This is a genomic window from Phormidium sp. FACHB-592 (assembly GCF_014695795.1).
Taxonomy (GTDB): domain Bacteria; phylum Cyanobacteriota; class Cyanobacteriia; order Leptolyngbyales; family Leptolyngbyaceae; genus Stenomitos.
Genome location: NZ_JACJOZ010000069.1, coordinates 136103 through 161510, shown reverse-complemented (window position 1 = coordinate 161510; position 25408 = coordinate 136103). Strand labels below are relative to the sequence as shown.

The 25408-nt window shown below is 49.6% G+C and carries 17 protein-coding genes; 4 read left to right on the top strand and 13 right to left on the bottom strand.

Annotated features, from left to right (window positions below; genetic code table 11):
* Positions 1-65: 65 nt before the first annotated feature.
* Complete coding sequence (locus H6F86_RS18160) at positions 66-590, bottom strand: GAF domain-containing protein (protein ID WP_190450127.1); 525 nt, start codon at positions 588-590, stop codon at positions 66-68.
* 40 nt (positions 591-630) lie between these two features.
* Positions 631-1407 carry an MBL fold metallo-hydrolase gene (locus H6F86_RS18155; protein WP_347240635.1) on the bottom strand — a complete coding sequence of 259 codons (777 nt, stop codon included), beginning with the start codon at positions 1405-1407 and terminating at the stop codon, positions 631-633.
* A 273-nt stretch (positions 1408-1680) separates the two neighbouring features.
* Here H6F86_RS18155 and H6F86_RS18150 point away from each other — a divergent pair, with 273 nt between their 5' ends.
* Both H6F86_RS18150 and H6F86_RS18145 read left to right on the top strand, forming a co-directional pair.
* Complete coding sequence (locus H6F86_RS18150; protein WP_190450126.1) at positions 1681-2478, top strand: N-formylglutamate amidohydrolase; 798 nt, start codon at positions 1681-1683, stop codon at positions 2476-2478.
* A gap of 108 nt (positions 2479-2586) precedes the next feature.
* Positions 2587-4512, top strand: a complete 1926-nt coding sequence (locus H6F86_RS18145; protein WP_190450125.1) for a S9 family peptidase — start codon at positions 2587-2589, stop codon at positions 4510-4512.
* A 27-nt stretch (positions 4513-4539) separates the two neighbouring features.
* On the opposite strand, the gene H6F86_RS18140 is transcribed toward H6F86_RS18145, so the two are convergent.
* A complete protein-coding gene (locus tag H6F86_RS18140; protein WP_190450124.1) occupies positions 4540-7386 on the bottom strand; it encodes a GAF domain-containing protein in 2847 nt (948 codons plus the stop codon).
* A gap of 226 nt (positions 7387-7612) precedes the next feature.
* A complete protein-coding gene (locus tag H6F86_RS18135) occupies positions 7613-9808 on the bottom strand; it encodes a PAS domain-containing protein (protein ID WP_190450123.1) in 2196 nt (731 codons plus the stop codon).
* Between the two features lie 672 nt (positions 9809-10480).
* Here H6F86_RS18135 and H6F86_RS18130 point away from each other — a divergent pair.
* Entirely contained in the window at positions 10481-11161 is a 681-nt protein-coding gene (locus H6F86_RS18130) for a DUF6816 family protein (protein WP_347240632.1), read from the top strand.
* Between the two features lie 54 nt (positions 11162-11215).
* Here the strand turns inward: H6F86_RS18130 and H6F86_RS18125 are convergent, their stop codons facing one another.
* The 8 genes from H6F86_RS18125 to H6F86_RS18090 all read right to left on the bottom strand — a co-directional run bounded on the left by H6F86_RS18125 (position 11216) and on the right by H6F86_RS18090 (position 24241).
* Complete coding sequence (locus H6F86_RS18125) at positions 11216-11815, bottom strand: hypothetical protein (RefSeq protein WP_190450122.1); 600 nt, start codon at positions 11813-11815, stop codon at positions 11216-11218.
* A gap of 216 nt (positions 11816-12031) precedes the next feature.
* Positions 12032-13099: an LOG family protein gene (locus H6F86_RS18120; RefSeq protein ID WP_190450121.1), complete on the bottom strand. Its 1068-nt coding sequence runs from the start codon at positions 13097-13099 to the stop codon at positions 12032-12034.
* Between the two features lie 284 nt (positions 13100-13383).
* Positions 13384-13707 (bottom strand): thioredoxin, encoded by a 324-nt coding sequence (gene trxA, locus H6F86_RS18115; protein WP_190450120.1) that lies wholly within the window; start codon positions 13705-13707, stop codon positions 13384-13386.
* Between the two features lie 282 nt (positions 13708-13989).
* Complete coding sequence (locus H6F86_RS18110; protein ID WP_190450119.1) at positions 13990-14568, bottom strand: hypothetical protein; 579 nt, start codon at positions 14566-14568, stop codon at positions 13990-13992.
* 420 nt (positions 14569-14988) lie between these two features.
* The gene (locus H6F86_RS18105; protein WP_190450118.1) at positions 14989-18252 is read right to left on the bottom strand and encodes an efflux RND transporter permease subunit; all 3264 of its coding nucleotides are present in this window, start codon (positions 18250-18252) and stop codon (positions 14989-14991) included.
* 103 nt (positions 18253-18355) lie between these two features.
* Positions 18356-19807, bottom strand: coding sequence for an efflux RND transporter periplasmic adaptor subunit (locus H6F86_RS18100; protein WP_190450117.1), 1452 nt, complete (start codon positions 19805-19807; stop codon positions 18356-18358).
* Between the two features lie 693 nt (positions 19808-20500).
* Entirely contained in the window at positions 20501-23335 is a 2835-nt protein-coding gene (secA, locus tag H6F86_RS18095; protein ID WP_190450116.1) for a preprotein translocase subunit SecA, read from the bottom strand.
* A gap of 228 nt (positions 23336-23563) precedes the next feature.
* A complete protein-coding gene (locus H6F86_RS18090) occupies positions 23564-24241 on the bottom strand; it encodes a diheme cytochrome C (RefSeq protein WP_190450115.1) in 678 nt (225 codons plus the stop codon).
* A 209-nt stretch (positions 24242-24450) separates the two neighbouring features.
* Here H6F86_RS18090 and H6F86_RS18085 point away from each other — a divergent pair, with 209 nt between their 5' ends.
* Positions 24451-24948 (top strand): GNAT family N-acetyltransferase, encoded by a 498-nt coding sequence (locus tag H6F86_RS18085; protein WP_347240627.1) that lies wholly within the window; start codon positions 24451-24453, stop codon positions 24946-24948.
* On the opposite strand, the gene H6F86_RS18080 is transcribed toward H6F86_RS18085, so the two are convergent.
* Complete coding sequence (locus H6F86_RS18080) at positions 24917-25405, bottom strand: DUF4112 domain-containing protein (RefSeq protein WP_190450114.1); 489 nt, start codon at positions 25403-25405, stop codon at positions 24917-24919. The two genes, H6F86_RS18085 and H6F86_RS18080, sit on opposite strands and share 32 nt — an antisense overlap.
* Between the last annotated feature and the right edge of the window lie 3 nt (positions 25406-25408).

Genomic DNA, 25408 nt, shown 5'->3' with positions numbered 1-25408 from the left:
GTCAGCGATCAGCGTAGGAAAAGCCTGAAAGCTAAAGGCTAAAAGCTAAAAGCTAAAGGCTAAGTTTATGCATCAAATAGTGTGGCTTGATATGCCTGTGCGGGAGCCGTGAGTTTGGCTTGCAGATGCGCGATTAGCTGTCGATCGTCTTCACTCCACACCCTTGGCGTCTCAAACACAGAGCACTCTAGAATGCCAATCAGCGCCTTATCAACATAAATCGGTGCATGAATCAACGCGCGATGCCGAAAGGTTTCTCGCTCATAGGCGCGATCGACCACATCACTACCCGCCGTCTCAATATCTTCCACAAACACGGCAATAGGGGTACGTAGCGCGAGCGTCATGAGCGGATCTGGCGGTGCATTCGCACCTTCTAACCAATCGGCACCCAGCCAATCCGCCGCCCGACCATCACGTGCCCAGCAGTGCGTAATGATTCCATGTTGTTTGACTGGCTCTCGTAAATAGAGGAAAGAGCGATCGCACGGCAACACCTCTCCCAACGCTGGCATCAATGCCGTAAACAGCTCATCCGGCTCCAACGCTCCCTCAAACAACCGTCTTAAACCATCCGGCAAATGCTCCATCTCCCCCTGCTCCCTTTCTCCCCCATCCCTCTTCACTCCTTCACGCCGTTACCCTTACCTCCCCTGGGCACCCCGGTTGCCGCTTTGCCTCCAGATACTCTGCCATAATTTGCTGATAGCGATCGCGCCCAAACGTAGCGTAGTGACCAGGATAGACTGTTTCGATCGGTAGCTTCTGCAAGCGCTCATATGTGGCAATGTAAGTAGGAATGTCGCTTCCTGGTAGTTGGTCGAGCAAGTCGCCATCATAAATTACATCGCCAGAAAAGAGTTCTTGATTTTTGGCATCGTACAGCGCAATGCAGCCCGGTGAATGTCCTGGTAGATGCAACACTTCAAGCGCACGATCGCCCAAATCTAGCACGTCGCCTTCCTGCAAAAGCTGCGTTGGTTCGGCACTATGGAGGGTATATTCCATCGCGGTAAACCCTGCATAGGGCAACTGCTCAAAATGCTCATCCAGCACCCAGCCAAACTTGGAGTCACATAATGCCATGTGGTTGTCGCCCGTCCGTAAAGCCTCTGCTTCAGCCGCGTGAATAGCCCTGTGGTCAAATTCGTGCAGTCCGCCTGCATGGTCAAAATGGACATGAGAGGCGATCGCCAGCAGTGGTTTATCCAGCAAGGACGCAAGATGTTGGCGCAAGCTCGCCACGCCCAACCCAGTGTCAATCAACAAATCCTGCTTTTGCCCTTTGATAAGCCACAGGTTCGCACGATTCCACTCCCAATAATGCAGTTCGCCAATGCAATAAAGACCGGGATTAACTTGGTGCGTGGCAAACCAGCGATCGCAGACAGGTTTAGAGTTCAACACATTTGTAGATGCTACGGATATAGCCCTTATACCAAAACGATCGTAGTTATGGTTCGCCAAGTTTCTAGATTCGTCCCAGACTGCCGCTCTTTTCAAGCATGGATTCAAGCATGGGCGATCTAAAGCCGTTAGACCAATGCAGAGGCTGGCTATAGATTTTTCCGCTTGCTCCCTCTCAAGCGCTCTTATCTAGGGGAATCCGCAGGTAGGGGAATCTTGCTTGGTAGCGTGTAAAAGGGGCATTGGTTTTCAATCCGTCTTATGCTGATGCATATGAAGCCCTATCTTTTACATTTACCATCGGGGCAAGCAGTGCCGATCGTCGCGAATCTGCCGCATAGCGGGATGATCGTTCCCGACGCGATCGCGGCTCAGTTTCTACCGGAACACCTCCAAGCGCTACCCCACACAGATTGGCATCTTGATCAACTATACCGATCGCTCCCGGCCTTAGGCATTACAGTTCTGCAAGCTACTCATAGCCGCTACGTCGTTGACCTCAACCGCCCACTGCAAGATCCCATCTTTGGCAACTTTTGGACAGCGGTGATGCCGGAGAAAACTGCCTTCGACAAACCAATTTATGCTACGCTTCCCAGCCCTGAACAACTACAGGAACGCATCGACACCTTCTACCTTCCATACCATCAAAAATTAACTGAACTCCTCCAAGAACGTATTGCGGCGTTCGGGCACGTTTACCTGCTGGATCTGCATAGCTTTGGAGTGCCATTGACAGAGTCCGTTTGTTTGGGCAACCGCAATGGCAAAACCTGTTCAGACGCTTTAATCACAACTGTAGAAAAACATTTCCTGAGCAAAAGCTATCAGACGGTACGAAATAAAGTGTTCAATGGTGGCTACATTACGGGACACTATGGTCAGATGGCAGGCGTAGAAGCGCTCCAAATTGAGCTTCGTTATCACGTCTATCTCAACGATGATGAACTGGAGCGATCGCAGCCCCCCGCTTGGAATGTGCCAAAGTTTCATACCGCTAAAGAAACGATCGATAAGATCTTTACTGCGATTGTTCAAGATCTCAGCCTTAAGAAGACCTCGTTACAATAGTTGCTGGCTGGCTCAGGAGTTAAAAGGCTAAAGGCTAACTCAAAACTCCCCTTGCTCCCCCTGCCTCAAAACTCCCCTTGCCCCTCTTCCCCCCTCACTCCCCACCTTATGACCTCTTCTCGCATTGACTCTTACGGTTCCTGGAAATCTCCCATCTCGTCTGATTTGATTGTGGCTGGCACGATCGGGTTGGGCAGCGTCCGGTTGGATGGCGAAAATGTGTACTGGACAGAGTTGCGTCCAACTGAAGCGGGTCGTAATGTGCTGGTGCAACGCACCTCGAATGGTCAAATTGCAGACGTTACACCAGACCCTCTAAACGTACGGACGCGGGTGCATGAGTATGGGGGCGGGTCATATCTTGTCCATCAAGGCACTGTCTATTTTTCTAACTTCGCCGATCAGCGTTTGTATCGCCAGGAAATCGGTGCTGAACCTGTCGCCATTACGCCTGAAACAGCCTGGCGCTATGCCGATGGTGTGGTTGATGTCCAGCGGCAGCGACTGATCTGTGTGCGAGAAGACCATACGGGCGAGGGCGAGGCAGTGAATACGATCGTCAGCCTCAGCCTAGATGGCAGCACTGATCAACAAATTCTCGTTTCTTGCAGCGACTTCTACTCATCGCCACGCCTTAGTTCCGATGGTACTCAACTAGCGTGGATTAACTGGAACCACCCAAATATGCCCTGGGATAGTACTGAGCTGTGGGTAGCAACCATCGCAGCCGACGGGACGCTAGAGGAACCCCAAAAAATTGCGGGTGGCAGGGACGAGTCGGTGCTAGAACCAAAGTGGTCGCCTGATGGGGTGCTGTACTTTATCAGCGATCGCTCTGGCTGGTGGAATCTCTACCGTTGGCAGGCAGAAACCGAGGCGCTTTGCCCGATGGAAGCCGAATTTGGTTCGCCCCATTGGGTCTTTGGCATCTCCAACTATGCCTTTGAGTCTGCAACCCGTTTGATTTGTACTTACAGCAAGGATGGTATTTCGTATCTTGCCAGTTTGGATACACAGACGAAGCAATTGGAGACGATCACCACACCCTACACCGAAATTGGCGGTATTCGCGCGGCAGCGGGTCGAGTGCTGTTTAATGCCGGTTCGGCAACAGAACCAGGCGTCATTGCCCAACTGAATTTGGCAACACAGAAACTTGAGATACTGCGTCGCTCCAGCAATTTAACGATCGATCCAGGCTACCTCTCCGTACCAGAGCCGATCGCCTTTCCCACCGAAAACGGCTTAATTGCTTACGGCTTTTTCTACCCGCCTACCAATCAGGACTACACTGCGCCTGATGATGAACGTCCGCCGCTCTTGGTGAAAAGCCACGGTGGTCCGACTGGTTCAACCTCAACTGTTTTTAATCTGAAGATCCAATACTGGACGAGTCGTGGGTTTGCGGTGCTGGATGTCAATTATGGCGGAAGCACAGGCTATGGGCGCGCCTATCGCGAGCGCTTGAAAGGTCAGTGGGGCATTGTGGATGTAGATGACTGCGCGAATGGTGCCAAGTATCTTGCTGACGCTGGTAGGGTCGATGGCGATCGCCTGGTCATCGACGGTGGCAGCGCGGGTGGTTATACCACGCTGGCAGCACTGACATTTCGCAAGGTCTTTAAGGCAGGTGCCAGCTTTTACGGCGTGAGCGATCTCGCAGCGTTAGCAAAAGACACCCACAAATTTGAAGCCCGTTATCTGGATGGGTTGATTGGTCCTTACCCCGAAGCTGAAGCACTGTACCGAGAGCGATCGCCCCTCTATGCCACCGATCGCCTCTCCTGTCCCGTGATCTTTTTCCAGGGAGACGAAGATAAAGTTGTGCCACCCAACCAGGCAGAAATGATGGTCAATGCCCTCCGCGCTAAAAAACTTCCCGTGGCGTATGTTCTCTTTGCAGGCGAACAACACGGCTTTCGCAAAGCCGAAAACATCAAACGGACGCTGGATGGTGAGTTTTACTTTTACTCCAGGGTGTTTGGTTTCATGATGGCGGATGCGGTGGAACCGGTGGCGATCGACAATCTCTAGTAGCTTCAACCCCTAGTTGCTCTTCACTTAACAAGGCAATTTAATGATAAACTCGGTCCCCTGCTCTGGTTGGGACTGACAGATTAACTGTCCCCCATGCTTTTCAATGATTTGGTAGCTAATGAATAAGCCCAACCCGGTGCCTTTCCCCATCGGCTTGGTGGTAAAGAAAGGATCAAACAGCTTGGCTTGAATATCTTCTGCTATGCCGCGACCATTGTCCTTAATCGAGACCTCTACCCAGCCAGCCTCAGCACAACGGGTTGAAACGGTCACTACTCTGGAAACTGGTTGGTCTTTTTCAGTGGTCTCTAATTCATCGATCGCATTACCAATCAAATTCATAAACACCTGATTGAGTTGCCCTGCATGACAATGAACTGGAGGTAAGGTTTCGTAGTGCTTTTCAATCTCGATCGGCGTACCTGAAACTAATTTCAAGCGATGCTGCAAGATCAAGAGCGTACTTTCTAGCCCCTCATGCAGGTCTACCGCTTTTACCTCTGCTTCATCTACCCGTGAAAAATTCCGCAACGATTGAACAATCTCCCGAATGCGCTCAGTTCCCATCCGCATTGAGGCGCAGAGCTTAGGAAAATCTTCTTCAATATAAGCCAAATCGCTGTCTTCCAAAAGCTGAAGCAAATCTGGTGATGGGGTTGGTATCTGTTGCTGGTAAGCCTGGAGCAGCTTCAATAAAGTGTGAGTATACTCATGAATGTGAGTTAGATTGCCACCAATAAAGTTGATGGGATTATTCACCTCATGGGCAATTCCAGCAACTAATTGTCCCAGGCTAGACATCTTCTCACTATGGAATAACTGCACTTGTGTTTGCTTCAAATCATTCAAGGTCTGTGCCAATTGGTCAGCCTGATGTCGTGTCTGAGCCAGCAACTCTGCATGTTGCAGGGCAACTCCCAATTGTTCTGCAATGTGGCTGACAAACTTAATTTCAGACGTTCTCCATTGACGAGTCGCAGAGTGTTGGTAAACACCCAGTAAGCCCCACAGCGTTTGACCGGCAAAGATGGGAATAGCCATAAATGCCCTCACTTGGAACTGTTCAAGGAGGTCAAGATGACACTGAGCGTAACCCTGCTGGTAAATGTCATGTACAACTGAGTTAGCACCTGTACGGTATCGCCCGCCTTGAGTGTCTTGTAGGTGTGTATCGTTCCAAACGGTGTTTACCCCAAGCTGTCCATTGCTTTGCCATTCAGGTGCAACGGCTTCGTAATTGCTGACAAACTCTCCTCCCCAATCGGCATTAAAGCGATAAACGGCAACGCGCTCTGCCTTAAGGACAGTATTTAGTTCCTGCGTGGCAGTTTGAAAGATTGTGTCGATGTCTAGGGATTCACGAATTTTGGCAACGATTCGAGACAGTGTCATTTGCCGTTCCACTACCCGTTCCAGCTCGGTATTAGACTGCTGAAGTTGCCCAGATTGCTGTTTGAGTGCTTCTGTTCGCTCTTCTACTTGTCGTTCTAAGTTGGTGTTGAGCGCTTGCACCTGCTGATACAGCCGATACTGTTTGATTGTTGCCGCAAAGCGTTCTCCGAGAGCCTGAGCATACTTAATCTCTTCTTCTGTCCAGTGCTGTGCCTGTCCTTTCTTAAGTTGCCGCCAGCCTTCAAAGGATTGACGCGGCATCAACTGACGTGTATCTGGATCGTGGTACCCAGCCCACTGAGTTTCTGTCTGTATTTCGCTACGGAAGAAGGTTAAGCAGCCAATGATTTGGGCACCGTGCTTAAGAGGAATAATGAGAGCGCTGCGAATGCTTGTGCCATCAAAGAAGGGAGCAAGGGTGCGGCATAAAGGCTCTTTATAAAGATCATTCACTGCCCAAGATGACGCGATCGGCTTGAAGTTATGAGCAGGGTCTGCCAGTTCGTAAACGGCTCGCATCCACTCAACCGACCAGGGTTTATGCCCTGTTTCATCCGAAGGCTGCTCCAAGGCAGAGTGTAGATATTGCTGCCATAGCAAGTTCTCTTCAATTGAACGGTTCTGGGCGGGATCAATGAGAGCGGGCTGCTCCCCATTAGTGTAAATTTCTTTTGGTGAACAACTATCTCCAAAGAGATACAACCGACCACCTGCACTAAGGGTATCAGAAGCTGCTTCAAGTGCATCCTGCCAATTGACCGTCGGAGACATTTGTAGCTGTGCCGTAACCTGATTCATATTGGCTTCTTGGCGTGCCTGAGCACGCACCTGCTCCAGCAAAACCGATTGAGCGATGGCAACCGCTACCTGATCTACTACCGCCTGAATAAATTGCAGCTCTGCTTCCGTAACAACACGAGGGTTAGCGTGATGCGAGACTAAAAGCCCCCAAAGTTGCTTGGAAGACTGGAGTGAAGGCAGGTTGTACGATCCAGCAGCTTCGCCTTCAAGCACGATTGGCACCACAACAGAGGATTTGACTCCCATCGCTGTCAGGTACTCGCGATGGCACGGATCAACGGGACGGTACCGAATATCAGCCGTGGTGATCGCTTCTCCAGTTTCGGGACAGTTGAGTGGACTAATACCAATCTCATGGCTACCAAGATCAACGATCGAACGCTGCCGCGCGCGTATAAACAGTTCACGGGCGTAACGTGGAATATCGTCTGCGGGAAAGTGCAGCCCTAAAAGCGATGGCAAGCGATCGCCTTGCAGTGACTCTGCTACAACAACCCCATGCTCATCTGGTCGGAATTGATAAATTTTGACTCGATCGGTGCCCAGGTAAGCGCGAACTTCTGCTGCTGTCGTACTTAAGATCGTCTCAAGCTCTAAGGATTGGCGAATGCGATTGGCAATACGGTGGAGTAACGCTTCCTGAGTGAGAGGTAGTGTAGCGTCTTGTTGTGACAGCATATAAGACTTGATCCACGAAAGTGTTTAAGTTGCCTAGCTTAGAGTGCCCCTGAGTCTCTAATTCAAACAGTTAGTTCTGGCTATAGATGTACTCACCGCAAGGTCTAAGTCATACTCTTCAAGCGATCGAGGGTTAAACAGGAGACAGATAGCATTCGCGGGGCAGGTGTAACTAAGTAACAACAGCACTCAACGCGCTATCTGGCGATCGCGCTGTGACCAGCACTTACTTTCCATGACTTTTGTGCAAATGTCTAAGAGGCAGATCAATCACAAAGGTTGTTCCTTGCTGCGGTGTAGACTGATATTGCAGCTTACCTCCATGCGTTTCAGTCACGATCTGATAGCTAATTGATAGCCCTAACCCTGTACCTTGACCAATCGCTTTTGTTGTAAAGAACGGGTCAAATAAGCGTGGTTGAATGGCTTCTGGGATACCTGCACCATTGTCTGCTATTTGAATGCGAACCCACTCTGAATTCAACTGTTCCGTTTGAATATGAATGGTTGGGAGAGCGATTTGAGTCGGCTCTTCGGCGTATTTTTCTTCCAATGCATCAATCGCATTGGTCAGCAGATTCATCAACACCTGATTGAGCTGTCCAGCATAGCATTCAACTAAAGGCAGGTCGGCATAGTCTTTAAGCACTGTAATTTTTATCTGGTCTGGTTTGGCTTTAAACCGATGTTGCAGCAGGAGCAGGGTGCTATCAATCCCTTCATGAAGGTTCACTGTCTTACGTTCAGCCTCATCTAAGCGTGAGAAGTTGCGTAAAGTCAGCACAATTTGGCGAATACGCTCTGCACCTGTTTTCATTGATGACAGCAGTTTGGGCAGGTCAGCAACAATAAAGTTAAGGTCGATCGCCGCAATCTCAGCTTCGATCATTGGCAGTGGCTTTGGGTAATGCTGCTGATAAAGTGCCAACAGTTGAAGTAAGTCCTGAATATAGTCACCCGCAGGAATCAGATTGCCGTAAATAAAGTTGACCGGATTATTAATCTCGTGGGCTACGCCAGCAACAAGTTGCCCTAAGCTAGACATCTTTTCAGTCTGTACGAGTTGCGTTTGAGTCCGCCGCAATTCCAGCAAGGTTTGTTCAAGTTGCCGTGCTTTTTCTCGCAGTTGCGCTTCCGATTGTTGCAACGCCACCTCTGTTTGCTTGCGCTCTGTAATATCAGTAGACATACCGCAAACTGCATAGGCATTCTCGTCGGCATCAAACAGGGGAAATTTTAGTGATAGGTAAGTGTGCAAGCCATCTTCCTGTAGAGCCTCTTCTTCCCACTGAATCGCGGCGCCTGCTTGCAGGACGCTTTGGTCATTCGCATGAAAGGCGGCGGCTAAAGCAGGCGGAAAAATATCGTGGTTGCTCTTCCCAACAATTTCAGTCTGACTCAGGCGAAAGATGGTTTGAAATTGACGATTGGCTGAGAGGAAGCGCCCTTCAGTGTCTTTCAAGTAAATCACGGCAGGCGAGTTATCCAAAATTGCTTGTAGTCGACCCTCGCTTTCCTGAAGTGCCTTTTCTGCCTGCTTGTGCCTGGTGATATCGCGAGCGAAGCCCAGAACTGCAAAAATCTGACCTTTGGCATCAAATAAGGGAAATTTTTGAGTATCAAAAATATGTAAGGAACCATTAGCATCAGTCGCTGGATCATGGGGATTATGAATAATTTGACCGGCTAGAACACGTTGGTCATCCGCCCGAAAACCTTCTCTGCCTTGCTCAAGATTTCCTAAAACTAGTTCTTCAGGAAAACCCAACTCCAGGTCATCCTTACCCAGCATCATCTCTGGTGTTTGATTGAGTGCAGACGCATACCCCTGGTTAACAAAGATATAGCGAAAGTTGTGGTCTTTAGCAAAGATCCAGTCAGGGGTTGAGTCGATTACGGTACGCAGGAGTTGCGCTTGTTGTTCGGACTGCTCTAAAAGCTGCTGCGAAGCCGTCTCTGCTTGCTTGCGTTTCGCAATTTCGTATTCTAATTGCTCATTCGCCTTGGACAGTGCCATTGTGCGCGTTTGAACCATTGACTCTAAATTTTCATTCATATGCGCTAGTACGTCTAGCGTTTCTGTTAATTGGTCTTGAGTCTGCGTCAACAGCAATGGCCCATTAATTAAGGAAGCATAAGAGTGCCGTAATGCAATATAGATTCCCGCAATCATGGCAGTGCTTAGATCAATTCCTACTTGAAGTGGCAGCAAGAGCGAGGTACGGGTTTGATGCCCCTGCTCTAGCAAGAGCAAGACGTGTCCACCATGCCCCAAAGCGCAACTGAAAAACACCAGAATCGTGACTAATACCAGCGGTGTTTTTTGCTTTCCCTTCAAGAAGGGTAGCAGGAGCAAGGACGCAATGATGAAATAACTTAACGAGATGAAGGCATTTGAGACCATCATCAGTGCGTTTAGCATCCGTTCTACTCTCTCTATATGTGAACTTCTTCTAATTAATTGTTGTATGAAGCAATTTCTAAACGGTCTTACAGCTAGCCAAAACTGCTCGCTGCTTCCTTTGCTCTTGCCTTTGTTCTTGCTAGTGTTGACAATCACTATAAAAAAACTCTCGCAGAAAACGCTGAAATCGCTCCGCACTTTTACTGGATCTCTGCTTTTGTGGAGGAACTGTCTGAACAGGCATTTAGGAAATGTCTCACGGTGTGTGATTGAGTTAAAGTTTTTAAGCCTATCTGCACTTTTGCCCGTATGCTGGCTCAACCCTTGATACGATTGAGAATAATCGCAGCAGCAGGCAGCATGAAGAAAAGGTGGCAACACGTTAAATTGAGGGCGTTGCTGGAAGCGTCATCTTACTCACCATTCCAACTGTCCTACATTGAAAGACGGGTGTTGAAGCGCTTATCTCTTTTCCTACAGGAGAACACTGGGGTGCGGGTTAAGGCAGTACAAAGCGTACGAAGCCGAGCACTATGCAGCAACGTTAAGTGCAGTTTTCCTTCACTCCAGCCACTTTTGCAGGTTGTCTGTTGCACCTTGGTCTGCTGGCTGTGGTTGAGTAGTAACGCTCAAGCTGGATTGCTCGCTGACCGCCTTGCGGCTTTTCCGCATTGGGACGATAAACCAGCTGTGCAGCCAGCTAACGGCGATCTGGAGTACCCCGACTGGCTGGCTGGCACCTGGCAGCTAACCAGTACATTGGTGGAACTGGCGGCACCCTTAGCACCTGAGATCGTTACACCAGGTTTTGACAGCAATCAAAAATATTTGAATCAGGCGATCGCCTGTAACGTTCGCTTTGTGCCGTCTCGTTCACTGTCAACAAATTCTACTGTGTTCTCGTTGCTGCCGTTGAAAGGGCTTGTTAAAGATGCTGTGGTATCCGATCGCGCCTTTAACGGCTTCAACTTAGCAAAAGCTTATTTGGGCGATAGTGTGCTGGCTGTTACCGTTGATCCGCGATCGCCCAACCGCCAGATCACACTAATGCAAGGTGGACGACAACTTATTTCTGTTGTGACTGCCCGTGCTATCGAAACGCCTGCTGCTGACGACTTTCTTACAAGCGAGTTGTTTCAGCAGGTCTTTCGTGGTGTACCCAATCCTTACTTGAACCAAGTCGAAACGACTACGGCTTATCACCACCTAGCAGCCGAGGTCGCTACTACAGGACAGCCAGCAATCACGGCAGATCAAGTCACAGCCATTTATCTCTCGCCGCAGGATGAAGATTACTTTAAGGCAGGCGATCGTCCGGTAGCACTTTATCGGTATCGACTAGAGTTCGTTCCTGTAAAAGATGAGGGATAAAGTCTTAAGGCTAAAAAATGCTACTTAGCCTTTAGCCCTTAGCTTTCATATTTTTCATTGATGCTTCATTGCCTTTAATAACGCCACTAAAGCTTGATCTTCAGAAGCATTCACCTGGCGATCGAGCATCGCAATGCTAACCGCTTTCGGCAATGCTACAGCCGCTACATCAGAATCTAAACCATCTAGCAAATCATCAAGCGCTTGCGGCACCTTCAACGCCGATCGAATGCCAAGCACCATTGGTTCACTCAGCCCTAATGCCTGTAATTGAGGCTGGAGGCTTTCCCAATCAACAGAGCTATCCGGTGCGCCCACTTGAATGAGGTAGGCTAGCAAGCGCTGCATCTTGCTTTGCTGTTGCGGCGTAAACTCTGCCGGATTGATAGAGACGACCTCTGCCTCTGTTCGAGCCGTATTCAAATTGTGAAGAATTTGCTGCCAGTCATGAGCATCACACCCTTCAGGCTTATCAACCGAAAGGGAAATGTGAATTTTGCCAGCACCCGCATCAAGATGCGTTACCTGAGCCCGGACTCCCAAAAAGCCAAGCCAGTGAGCAACCGTCGAGACCATTGTGGGGCGCGTGGCACGACTATTTGCCAGCAGTCGAATCTGGGTTTGAACCATCGGACGCACAATTTGCGAAAGCATAGCAAGGGCTTCATCGTTGACTGTTTACTAGCCCCTAGAATAGCCAACTTCTTTCCTCGATGCGGTATTTTAACCACATTCTTTGCGGTATACGGCAGTTCTCACTCAGATCAAACACACCTTGACCTTACAGCCATTGACGATCGCCCACGCCGTTTCTCTTTACTTCTTCACTCCTTCACCTCTTACCTCTTCTCCTCTTCTCCCCAGCAGTACCTACTTCCGTTCTGGGTGAGTACGTTCTTCTGTCGGTGCGCCAAATTGATTGAGTGCAGCGATAAATTGATACAACCGCCCCAGGTCGCGCTGGTTGAAATACATCACCAAATGAGAGTAGCCATCAGCCATATCCTGCTTTTCTTGAGGTAAAGGTTGACTTTTTTCGATGCGACCTTTTACTAAGATATCGCTGAAGTTTTCATTCAACTGCTCGACATCAGCATCCGATAGTTCCGAATTAAGACGAATGACAAGCCGATTGCCAAAGTAGCGGCAGGAGTGAAAAACGCGGTAGAAGTTGGCGATCGTCTCACACGCAACATCCAGGCGATCGGTAATAGTGTACAGGCTAGGATCGTCAGCACTGATCAAACCACGTTTGAGCAATTGCTTCTGAATATAGTCGTGCCAGTCATGCCAATAATTGCCACCAGGTTTATCAATCAACACTAACGGTACTGGCGATGATTTTCCCGTTTGGGTCAGCGTAATGCACTCAAAGGCTTCGTCTTGAGTACCAAAACCACCGGGAAATAGCGCTAGCGCATCGCTTTCACGTAAGAAAAAAAGTTTGCGTGTAAAGAAGTACTTGAACGGAACAAGTTTTGGATCGCCTTCAATAAACGGATTTGCGCCCTGCTCAAACGGTAGCTGAATGTTAAGACCAAAGGACTTTTCGCGTCCGGCTCCTTCATTACCCGCTTGCATAATGCCGCCGCCTGCCCCCGTAATGACCATAAAGCCATCCTGTGTCACACGATGTGCAAACTCTGCTGCCAGAGCATACTCAGGTGTATCGGGCATAATACGGGCGGAGCCAAAGATGGCAATCTTCCGCACGTGCCGATAGGGGTAGAACGTCTTAAAGGCTCGTTCCATATCTTGAAGCGAGGCAGCGCAAATCTTCCAGTCCAGACGGTCAATATCACTCTCCGCCATTCTGACGATCGTTGCCAACACAAGCTGAATCAGTTCTCCATGCTGTGAATTTGGTAAACGATCGAGCAAACGCAGCACATCAGCATGAAGCGATTCAGATGGGTTTGATGACAGAGATGAAGCCATGAATTCCTCCAACAGCCAGCATCCTATTCTATCGAGATTACAGCGACCCTCGTTCAGTAAATAAACTAAAAACGCCGCAAGAATCTATTTTCTGCGGCGTTAATGCAATATGCTTGATGACTGATCGCTACTTAGTGAAGTAAACCCTAGTTACTCACTAGACGCTTATTGCCAAGCAATCAGAGCTTAGAAATAAGAGATGACCGCATTTAGAGTCTGAAATAGTTGTCCATGAGTGATCATGTCCCTATGTCCAGATTCAATTAGGGCTTTGCCCATCCACATTAAAGGTATTTTTCTAACGTATTGGACAGAGTGGTTTTTGGTACTGCACCAACCACCATGTCAACGCGCTGTCCGCCCTTAAAGATCATCAGCGTCGGAATGCTGCGGATGCCATACTGGCTAGCAACGCTAGGATTTTCGTCAGTATTGAGCTTTACGACCTTTACCTGACCATCATATTGAGCAGCGATTTCGTCGACGATCGGAGCCACCATACGACAAGGACCGCACCAGGGTGCCCAAAAATCGACTAAAACTGGAATCTCGCTCTCAAGAACATCTTGTTTAAAAGAAGAATCCGTCACTTGCACTGCTGCTGCCATTCTAGGAATCCTTGCCTACATCGTTATCCCGAAATTCTACCATAGCGATAACTGGTGCTTTCGATACAACTGCCCACTCATTTAGACATAATTTTTGATGTTTTGTCAGTAGTGCCTCAAAAAGGAACCGCCCGAACAAACGTTCAGGCGGAATGTGGTGTGAGGAGTGAACGGAAACTTGCGTCTCCGCTACTTTTATTGTAGACGACCCTTTATTTTTTTCCAGTCATTCTTAAGCTGTAGGAAAAAAGTCTTAAGAATCCTACAGTCTATAGCTACCACCTAGTTACCACGGATCTGATTAATGCGATCGCGAACCCGCTTTTCGTCTGCAATTTGTCCACTTGCCTTGTAAAGATCGGCAGCCCGCAACAAGGAAAGAAGACTGCCTCGGATGTCGCCTTCAGTTAGTAGTTTGCGGGCAATTGTCTCGTAGTCGGTTGGGAGTTGTGGTGGGGGTGGTAGCGTCACTGGAGTTCCACTGACGGTTCCCTTAATGCTGGGCGTTGCCTCTGTAATAAAGAGGCGGCTAGGAAAGGTTGTAAAGGTGCTGCCATCCCAACTGGCAACTCGTCCCACAATGCAGATTGGACCTTCATCAACTTGAATGCCCCAATCGCTGCTGTAGTTATCGATGCCTAGCAGATAGCCCTCGCCAGGCTCCGCATACCAATATTTAAAGACTCGCTTTGGCGCATCAGGATGGTACAGCGAGATGAGTGTTGCGTTTTCGGTGTTGTTAATCACCTTGATGCGTCCCACTCTGCCATCAAACAAACCCGTAGTAACCCGCTGTGGCTGTGCTCCAGGTTCGTAGGAGGTGGTGCATTGTGCCTGTACGGGTAGAGTCGCGGCAAGCATAACCAGGACGGTCGCCGGTAACAGGCTGCGTCTAACATTATTCGTTTGGACAAGTGTGAAAACTCTTGCAATGGAAAACGGTTGGAAAAAGCACCTTGTTGGAGGAGAATCCTTTTTGTCAATCATTTTTGCATTCGTGAACACGATCAGCAGCACAGAGCTACCGTGGCTCACCGATCGCTCACCCCCCTAAGGGTCTTCGGTTTACCTGTACCTTACTCTAGCTGCCACTTCTTTCTACAGAAAAAGTGATCGCTATCAGGATTCTACAGCCCCGCTTTAAGAGCGTTTCGCATCGCTGACTGCCAAGACCGCGTAGCATGGCCAGAGCTTCATACCGTTTAAAAGAACAGAACCCTACAGCGCCACCAATAGGTTTCAGGGCAATCGCTGTAGGGCTGTCTGCTTAACGTTATCTGTCTAACGCTTAGAGGTGGCTTCCTTACTGGTAGGGGTCGAACTATCAGGTTCCGCATCGGGACCGCCTGCGAGCGCGGGTTTATAAGGCCCACGACGGTAACGCGCTTCAGCTGTTTTAATGACGATGTAAAGGATAGGTACGACAAACAGGCTGAGCACTGTAGCAACGCACATCCCACCGACGGTTGCTGCGCCCAACGATCGACGAGCGGCAGCACCTGCACCCGTTGCAATAAGAAGGGGCACGGCACCCACGATCGCAGAGATGGCAGTCATCAAAATCGGTCGTAGTCGCTCTTGCGATGCTTCCACTGCTGCTTTTGTAATGCTCCATCCTTCCTCATAGAGCTGATTCGCAAATTCCACGATGAGAATACCGTTTTTACTTGCCATCCCAATCAGCATGACAAAGCCAATCTGGGTGTAAACATCGTTAGCCGTGCCATTCAGCAAAATTGCAACCAACGCGCCCAGAATTGCCAGCGGCACCGTCAGCAGAATAATGAAAGGATCGATGTAGCTTTCATACTGAGCTGCCAGGGTGAGGTAAACGAAGACAACCCCCAGCGCAAAGATAAAGATCGCACTGCCGCCAGACTCAATTTCTTCCAGCGATAACCCAGACCACTGATAACCGAAGCCCCTGGGTAGTGTTTCTTTTGCCACCGCTTCCATTGCCTGTAGCGCCTGCCCTGAACTAACGCCCGGGGCACCGGCACCAGTAATTTCAACGGAGCGATACAGATTGTAGTGGGTGATGATAGACGGACCGATCGTCTGAGTAATGGTCACCAAGTTACTAAGCGGAATCATCCTGCCCGTCTGCGATCGCACATACAGCCGCTTAATATCTTCAGGGTTTGAGCGAAACTGCTGGTCAGCCTGCACATACACTCGATAGGTGCGTTCAAACTGGTTGAAGTCATTAACGTACGTTGAACCCAACGACGTTTGCAGCGTGTTGAAAATATCCTGTAGCGGCACCTGAAGTTGGTTTGCCCGCGTACGATCGACCTCCACCGAGATTTGCGGCGTATTTGCATTAAAGGTGGGGCGTAAGCCAGCCAGCAGGGGCTTGTCTGCTGAAGGATAGGTCGCAGCACGACCCATAAACTTGTTGAGGTTCTCACCCAGCACATCAAAGCCTAGCCCAGTGCGATCTTGCAGTTGAAAATCAAAGCCACCAAAATTCCCTACACCCTGCAATGCTGGTGGCGCTACCGGAATGACTATTGCTTCTTTGATGCCTAGCATTTGGGGGAACAGTCCCGATGGTTTTGGGAAAAAGCCGCCAATAATAGACTTCACCGATTGCTCGGCTTGTTTGCGTTCACCCCAAGGTTTGAGGGTTGTAAAAATCAAGCCGTTGTTTGGGGTTGAACCACTGAAGCTAAAGCCGCCGACCGCAAAAATATTTTCAATTTCTGGCTGCTGCTTCAAGATCGCCTCAGCTTTCTCCAGTACATCACGGGTGTAATTGAGCGACACGCCTTCAGGTGCCTGGACAATCGTGATGAAATAGCCCTGATCTTCATCGGGGATAAACCCTCCTGGCACGATCGTATAGACCCAGTACGTTAGTGCCAATGCGCCTGCAAACAGTCCAACGACCAGCCCTTTACGTCGTGTGAGACCATCCAGTGAACGAATGTAACGATGCCGAGTGCTGTCAATGGCTGAGTTAATTCGATTAAAGAACCAGTTATCGGGCATCTGTCCGCGTCGTAGCAAAAGCGCCGACAGAGTTGGTGTAAGGATGATGGCGCTAAAGGATGAAACACCAACTGAAAAGGCGATCGTCAACGCAAACTGCTTGTAAAGCTGCCCTGTGGTGCCAGGGAAAAAGGCAACGGGCACAAAAACCGTCATGAGCACAATGGAGGTGGCAATCACCGCACCCGTCAACGCGTCCATAGAGGCAATTGCCGCATCTAGCGGTCGCATTCCATCCTCCTGAATGCGTCGAGTAATGTCTTCCACAATGACGATCGCATCATCCACCACCAACCCAGTTGCTAGCGTTAAGGCAAAGAGAGTCAGTGTGTTGATGGAGAAACCAAACAGCTTCACAAAGACAAAGGTGCCGAGCAAACCGACTGGAATAGTAATTGAGGCAATGAGCGCCGATCGCCAGCTTTGCAAGAAGACAAAGATAATGAGTACCACTAACCCAATCGACAGGATTAGCGAAACAACAACCTCTTCTGCGCCCGCTTCAATGAAGGTCGTAGTGTCAAAGGCAACAGCGTAACGCATTCCAGGTGGAAAGCTTGCCTCTAGACGCTTCATTTCGTCTTTGACAGCCTGAGCAGCATCCAGCGCATTACTGCCAAATTGTTGAGTAATACCAAGCCCAATGCCTTGGTGTGTAATGCGATCTTTAGGGGTGAAGCGCAGGAGAGACCCATAGTTTTCAGCCCCTAGTTCGGCTCGACCCACATCCCGCAGTTTAACCAGAGTGCCGGTTTCGGTTGTTTTTACAACCAGATCGTTGAATTCCTCCGCGTTCTTAAAGCGCCCCTGAGCGGTGACGGCATACTGATATTGCTGTCCATCATCAACAGGTGGTTGCCCGATTTGCCCTGCACCAACCTGGAGGTTTTGCTGTTGCAGTGCTGTGATGACATCCTGGGCTGTCAGTCCACGACTGGCGAGGCGCTCTGGGTCAACCCAAAGACGCATGGCGTATTTCCGTTCGCCAAACGTTTGCACACCCCCTACGCCTTTAATCCGCTTGAGTGCATCTACTAAATAGAGATCGGCGTAATTGCTGAGGTAGGTACTGTCGTAGACATCCTGTCCTGTTTTTTCGTCCCGATCGGAATAAATTCCGATCGCTAGCAAGAAGTTGCTGTTCGCTTTTGCTACCTGGACACCTGTTTGGGTCACAGGACCCGGTAAGCGCGATTGCACCGTCGACACCTTATTCTGCACATCTACCGCTGCCAGATCCTGGTTGCGACCGAGTCCAAACGTCAGGTTGATGATGCTGGTACCGTCGTTAGCACTTGTAGACTTGATATACCGCAAGTCACTGATGCCGTTTAGTTCTCGCTCCAGAATATTGGTCACGGTTGATTCGACCGTTTCCGCGCTAGCACCAATGTAGTTAGACGTAACCGTTACCTGTGGCGGCGCAATATCGGGATACTGAGCGATCGGCAGTGTTGGAATACACGCAATCCCTAAGAGCGTCACCACGATTGAGCAAACCGTCGCAAAGATCGGACGACGAATAAAAAAGGTTGAAATGGAGAGAATCATAAAGCACAGGTGTCCTGAGGAAACTGCCCGCTGTCAGAGGTGAGAGATTATGGACTACAGAAAGGCGACTGCCTGCTAGCCCAATCAGGTTAAGCCATGAACATTACTTTGGTGCTGCCGCTTGAATGAGCAAACAATTTTGCAGGCTCAGGATGCCGGAGGTGGCAATGCGATCGCTGGCACTAAGACCGTCTAGCACTTCCTGGTCGTTGCCAACAATCCTGCCTAGCTGCACTGGCTTTTGAGCTATGACCAGTTGGTTAGGGTCAACATTGGTCGGTGGCGGTGCCCCCTCTCCTGCCGAGGCGGCTTTGCAGCCCGATGCCTTGAACGGCGTACCAACAAACACAAAATTCTTACCGGCTAAGCGCGAAATGGCAGTCGTTGGTACTAAAACGCCTGGACGAGTTGCCCAAACAACCCTGACGCGAGCAAACTGTGAGGTTCGCAGTGCGCCGCTCGAATTGTTAAACACCGCTTTTGCTTGTACAGACTGTGTAGATGCGTCAACATCGGGCGCAATAAAAGATAGCTTACCGGTTTGCAACACCTTACCTTTCTCATCCAGTAATTGCACAGGCAACCCCAAGCGTAGAGCAGAAGACCGTTCTAGAGGAATTTGCATTTGCACCTCAAGCTGCTCATTCTGCGTAATGCGGAGCAGTGGGGATGCATTATCGACGAAATCGCCTACCTTAACAGGAATGTTTCCAACCACTCCCGAAAAAGGAGCTTTGATGGTGTAGTACTGAAGCTCTGCCTGCCCTTCGGTCACATTTGCCTGCGCTTGCTGTAAGGCACGCTGGCTTTTTGCAACAGTTGCCTGCGATCGCGAAATGATTGACTGCTGCGCCTGGATATCTGCCTCTGTTTGGCTGAGGTTTGCCCGCGCGGTTTGCAGCGCATTGAGCCTTTGATCAAGCACTTGCTTGCTGCTGGCTCCCTGAGTAAATAGATCCTGATAGCGCTGATATTCGCTCTGGTTTAACTGAACGTCAGACAAATTTGCGATCCGTCTTGCCTGTAACGATCGCAGCGTTTCTCTAGCACTGACAACCTCTGCCTGCGCCGCAGTGATGTCAGTCGCGGCTGACTCTACTGCGGCATCGCGACCGGCAACCTGAGCACGCTGTTGAGCGGCATCAATTTGAATAATGGGTGTGCCTGCCTCAACGCGATCGCCAGCTCTAACATAGATAGCTGCAATCTGACCAGATACCCGTGGCTGCAAAGTGACAGACTGCCGTGAATCAAGGTTAGCTGCATAGTCTGAGCTATCCGCGATCGGTGCTGTCTTTGGCTGCGATAACTCGACCTCTGTTAGCTGCGGTTTCATGCTGGTGAAGATCAGTATTGGCATGATGAACCGATTGAATACAATCCAGCCAACGCCCCCCAAAATTGCTGCCATGATGAGGGCAGGCACTAAAAAGCGCCGCCACCCTTTACGTGGCGGTTGAGGATCACGTTCGGAGTCTCCTCCCTGCTTGATGCCACCCCTTTCATTCGGAAACGGTTGGCTATTGTGATTTTTGCTTGTCCCTTCGACATTCATAGGGGTTGTCTACTCACTTTAAAGAACTGACAAAGCGTAACCGGATGCTTTAGACACGCCGCTTCAGACAAATACAAGCCGTATAGAGTCAAGCACTCAACGTTTAGGCAGCGCATTGGAGTGATTAGGGCTGCATAAAAGGCGGATTTTCTCAGGTAGGTGTGAAGTATTAATGTGGCTAGATTATCGCAAGAGCATACAGCAGGCTTCACCTATTCAAGTCGCCCGATCGGAGGATTTCAAACTTTTGAACTAGAGAATATTTTTGGCAACTTTGGTTCAAGTGTACCAAAACCTCTATGATTACGACTATCCAGCGCTTCCGAAGAGGCTCGATCGCCAGCAAAGACCTTCTTCAATTGATAACTTGGCGATCGCTCATTCAGCTTCAGGTTGTAAACTTGTAAACTGTAACCTTTAAGACATATCAAGACAGTTCTTGTTGATACAACTTCTGCCCAGCGTCGATATAAGCATTAAGGCATGAAATATATAGCGCCTTTTAGATAATTGCAGTATTGCTTATGAGATTAGGTGTAAGTGTATTTTATCTGAGTAACGATCGCCCTAGAAGCGTCCGTTTGTCAAAAGCGTAGATTCATCACGATCGCGTTTTTAGCGACTTCCTCATTCGCTAGGTTCAAGTTTCTAAAAGGTTTGTAGGGGCGATCGCGATCGCCCCTACAAACTGCTCTAAATCGTTTCTGAAGCAACGGCAGCGGTAGGCTGTGCCTGCGGTTGGAACTGGAAGACCGAGTAGACCACATCGCGGCGGATTTCGGTCATCATTTCGAGGAAAATTTCGTACCCTTCGCTCTTATATTCAATCAGTGGGTCTTTCTGACCATAGCCGCGTAGCCCAACCGATTCACGCAGGGCATCCATCTGCTGTAGATGTTCGCGCCAGAGGGTATCAATGCGCTGGAGAATGAAAAAGCGTTCAGCCTGACGCATTAAACCGGGTTGAATTTGGTCAATCTGAGCTTCTTTAAGATCGTAAGCAATACGGACTTGCTCGTGCAAGAAGGTTTTGATTTCACCGATCGTCATGTCAGTCAGATGATCCGGCTCCAGGTCAGCCAGCAGGTAAACAAATTCCTGTACTTTGCTAACCAGGCTTTTGAAATCCCACTCTTCCGAGGGCAAATCAGGGTTCACCTTGGCATCAACAATATCGTCCATTGTGCGCTCGGCATATTTTACGACTTGTTCTTTTAAGTCTTGCCCTTCCAACACACGACGACGCTCAGCATAGATCGCACGACGCTGGTTGTTCATCACTTCGTCGTACTCGAAGACCTGTTTCCGAATGTCGTAGTAGTAGGTTTCTACTTTACGCTGGGCACCTTCGAGCGATCGCGTTAGCATCCCTGACTCGATCGGCATATCTTCTTCGACACGGAAAGCATTCATCAAGCCTGCTACGCGATCGCCACCAAAAATTCGCAGCAAGTTATCTTGCAAGCTGAGGAAAAACTTGGTAGAGCCAGGGTCACCTTGCCGTCCGGCTCGACCCCTTAGCTGGTTGTCAATGCGGCGCGATTCATGTCGTTCTGTTCCAATGACGTGTAACCCGCCTAATTGCACGACATCATCGTGTTCACGGCTAGTAAACGCTTCATATTCCTGGCGGATCAGGTTGTAAATCTCGCGCAGCTTTTGAATGACTGGATCATTAGTTGGCGCTTTTTCAGACGCAACAGCCACCCGATCTTCTGCTTCGAGTTCAGGCAGCGATCGCTCACCGTATTGCTGCACACCAACGTCTACAGCAGCTTTTAGCTGTTGTTCCGCCTCTTTAGAGAGTTGAGTCGGGTAGATCTGGGGTGAGGCTTTCCAGGATTTAACTTTCTTACCAGGGACAAAGCCTTGACCGCCCCCACGACCACCACCTAGCGCTGGGACATCGGTGACACCAAAGGTATCTTCGTCCTCTGGCTGCACAATCCGAGGCATGAAGTACTCACGTACCTTCAGGCGTGCCATGTAATCAGCGTTACCACCAAGAATAATGTCTGTTCCACGACCTGCCATGTTAGTGGCGATCGTGACTGCACCTTTGCGTCCCGCTTGCGCGATAATCTCAGACTCCCGTTCAACGTTCTCTGGTTTCGCGTTGAGTAGATTAAAGGGAATATTACGGTCTTGTAGCAGCCTTGCCAGCAGTTCAGACTTTTCAACGCTGGTGGTGCCAACAAGGACGGGACGACCGACTTCATGCATTTGGGCGCATTCTTCCGCGATCGCGTTCCATTTAGCGTCTTCGGTTTTATAGACCACGTCGGATAGATCGCGCCGTCCCGTTGGGCGATTCGTCGGAATAGTGGCAACTTCCAGGTTATAGATTTTGCCGAATTCTGCTTCTTCAGTTTTTGCCGTCCCAGTCATGCCTGCCAGCTTGGGATACAGCAGGAAGAAGTTTTGGTAGGTAATGGTTGCCAGAGTTTGCGTTTCAGGTTGAATTTCGACGCGCTCTTTCGCTTCGATCGCTTGGTGTAACCCATCGCTCCAGCGGCGACCTGGCATCACCCGACCTGTAAACTCATCCACAATCACAATTTCGTCATTGCGAACGATGTAGTTCACATCGTTGATAAACAGTTCTTTTGCCTTGATGGCATTAAAAATGTAATGTGCCCAGGGATCTTGCGGGTCAAAGAGATCCGTTACGCCCAGAAATTGCTCTGCCGCGATGAAGCCTTCATCTGCAAGAATCACGTTGCGCTGTTTTTCGTCTACCTCGTAGTGACCATTCGGGTCGTCTTCATCCACTTTGCGGGTGAGGGATGCAGCCACTTCAGCAGCTCTCATGTACTTCTCACTAGGACGCTCTACTTGTCCTGAAATAATGAGCGGTGTGCGGGCTTCATCAATAAGAACCGAATCTACCTCGTCAATAATGCAGTAGTTAAACGGGCGCTGCACTACATCTACCATCGCCGTTGCCATATTGTCGCGCAGGTAGTCGAAGCCAAGTTCGCTATTCGTAGCGTAGGTGATGTCGCACTCGTAATTACGCTTGCGATCGGTTGGGTTCATGCTCTGCTGAATTAGCCCTACACTCAAGCCCAAAAAGCGGTGTACCTGCCCCATCCACTCAGCATCACGTCGTGCCAGATAATCGTTCACTGTCACAACGTGAACGCCTTTACCTGCGATCGCGTTCAGGTAGGCAGGCAGTGTCGAAACTAGAGTTTTCCCCTCTCCCGTTTTCATCTCGGCGAGGTGCCCTTTTACCCGTCCACCTTCGTTATCGTGCAGAAGAATGCCGCCCAAAACTTGCACATCAAAGTGACGCATCCCTAAAACGCGTCGTGCCGCCTCTCTTACAACGGCAAACGCTTCGGGCAGCAAATCGTCCAAACTCTCGCCTTTTTCAATGCGCTGCCTAAATTCTGCTGTTTTACCTTGCAATTCATGATCACTTAGAGGCTGCACTTCTGCTTCCAGCAAAGCAACCTCAGTAATTAGCGGTTGATATTTTTTGAGTTTGCGTGCGTTGGGATCGCCCAGCAGAGTCTTAAACATGGCAGGAGTATAAACGTTCCTAATCAAATGGGTGCGAACAAAACTTTTAAGCGCTTCAAACTGCCTCAGTAAGACCCTCAAGCGCCAGGGCATACTTCTAAGCAAAAACTATAGCTGTGCCCCCATCCTATCACTGCAACTAGCAGCAAGGGGGCTAGAGAAAAAGGCTAAAAGCTTAAGTATAAAGGCTCAATTCTTCATACTTAAGCCTTTAGCCTTCAGCCTTTCTTAGGGTGCATTCTGCCACTCAGCACTAAGGGTGCGGAAGTCATATTTGTCACCACCAGGATGGCAAGAGACGCAGCTAGACAGACCTACTCGCGTTGGCAGCTTGACTTTGGGATGCAAAACTTTGAAGTAGCGCGACTGGTAGATGCGATACGGAATTTCTTCTTCTGCCGCCTGAGGACGCGAAAAGTTGCGGAGGTATTGCCAAATTATTTGCAAGTTCGGTCCAACCAGGGGCTGAAGCTGTGCGCCGTAGTGCTGGGAGTCTTGTATAAGCTGCCGCCAAGTTTCAGTTGGCAAGATCTGAGGTGGCAAACCAAGATGGCAACTTGCGCAGTTTTCCAGGTAAAGCTCTTGACCCAGTTTTAAACCAGGCGGCACAACATCAACTGTGCCGATTGCGGCTGGCTGTAACGCACTTGAGGCTGGCGTTGTTTGATTTACAGGTGTTGGGCGTACAGGTGCCGGACTTGAAGGGCGTTGTGCGGGCGGTATCTGAGCGATCGCGCCCATCGATCTTGGCTCTTTGGCTTGTGCCAAGCCCCACCCCAAACAAAGGCTCCAGATCAGCAACAGCAGCAGCAAGACAACAACTGATCGCCCTCGCTTACGCGAACGATGTCGATCGCCACTTGCGATTAGGATGCGGCGCAAATTTTGTCTGACGGGATGGGACATAAGGATGCTAGAGAGTCTGAGCCATCAGTGTTTTGCGTTGAATGCAGATGCTTTGAATGCAGTGAAGCGAGGGCAAAGCTAAACACTGAGCGCTACTGTATGTATTTTAGCTGGCAGAGGTCAGCTTTCATCATGAGAAGCAAAATTAAGCCAATGTGTTCCTCCTGAACAGAGGCATTGACACTTGATGAAGTTGAATTATGTTAAAGATGCAAACCTTTACATACGATGTTGGGATGGATGGTCGTCATATTCGGTTCTCTGACCAGAAGATTGTAGACCTGCTGCAACTGCAAGCGTTGTTTCAGACAGCAGCGTTCTGGGCGATGGATCGTAGCGCTGAAGATTTAGCGATCGCGGTCGCCAACAGCGATCCAGTTGTGACTGCCTGGGATCACGATTTAATGATTGGCTTTGCCAGAGCCACCTCTGATGGCATCTATCGGGCAACTGTTTGGGATGTGGTCATTCACCCCAATTACCAGGGTGCTGGGTTAGGTCGGAAGTTAGTAGAGACGGTTTTAAGCCATCCTAAGATGAGCCGTGTTGAACGCATCTACTTGATGACAACCCATCAGCAGTCGTTCTACCAGCGTATTGGCTTTGAGCCAAATGAGAGCACAACAATGGTGCTACACAACCGACCGATCGATGCACCGCGAGCCACTTTAGTTGCTACCCAGCAAGCGTCCGCACCACCCAACTAATCAGGAGAGTGGCAACGACACCAATGCCAATGAGCAGTAGCAGCAGCGCCAGAACAATAAAAATGACGAAGCGGCGATCGGCTGCTTTTGCTGGCTCAGGCGTTGCAACGTGCGCTTCTAAAAGTGCCAGATTACGACTGTTGGCTTTCCACGTGGCATCAAAGACATCACCCAGTATAGGCACCGAGCCACCCACAGAATCCAGCACTAGATTAGTAACCATTTGCACCAACGTTTTTCGCGGCAAGCCAAAGCGAACTGCCTCGATCACGATGTAAACAGAGAGCGCTGCTCCTACAAAATCGCCTGCGCCAGGCAAGAGTCCTAAAACAGGATCAAGCCCTAACCGAAAACGAGTGCCAGGAATCGGGATCGCGTTATCTAGAAGACGGCTTACCGTACGAACCCGCCGCAATGCTGGATGGTTCGGCGCAACCTTTAAAGGGCTATTGTGCATGGA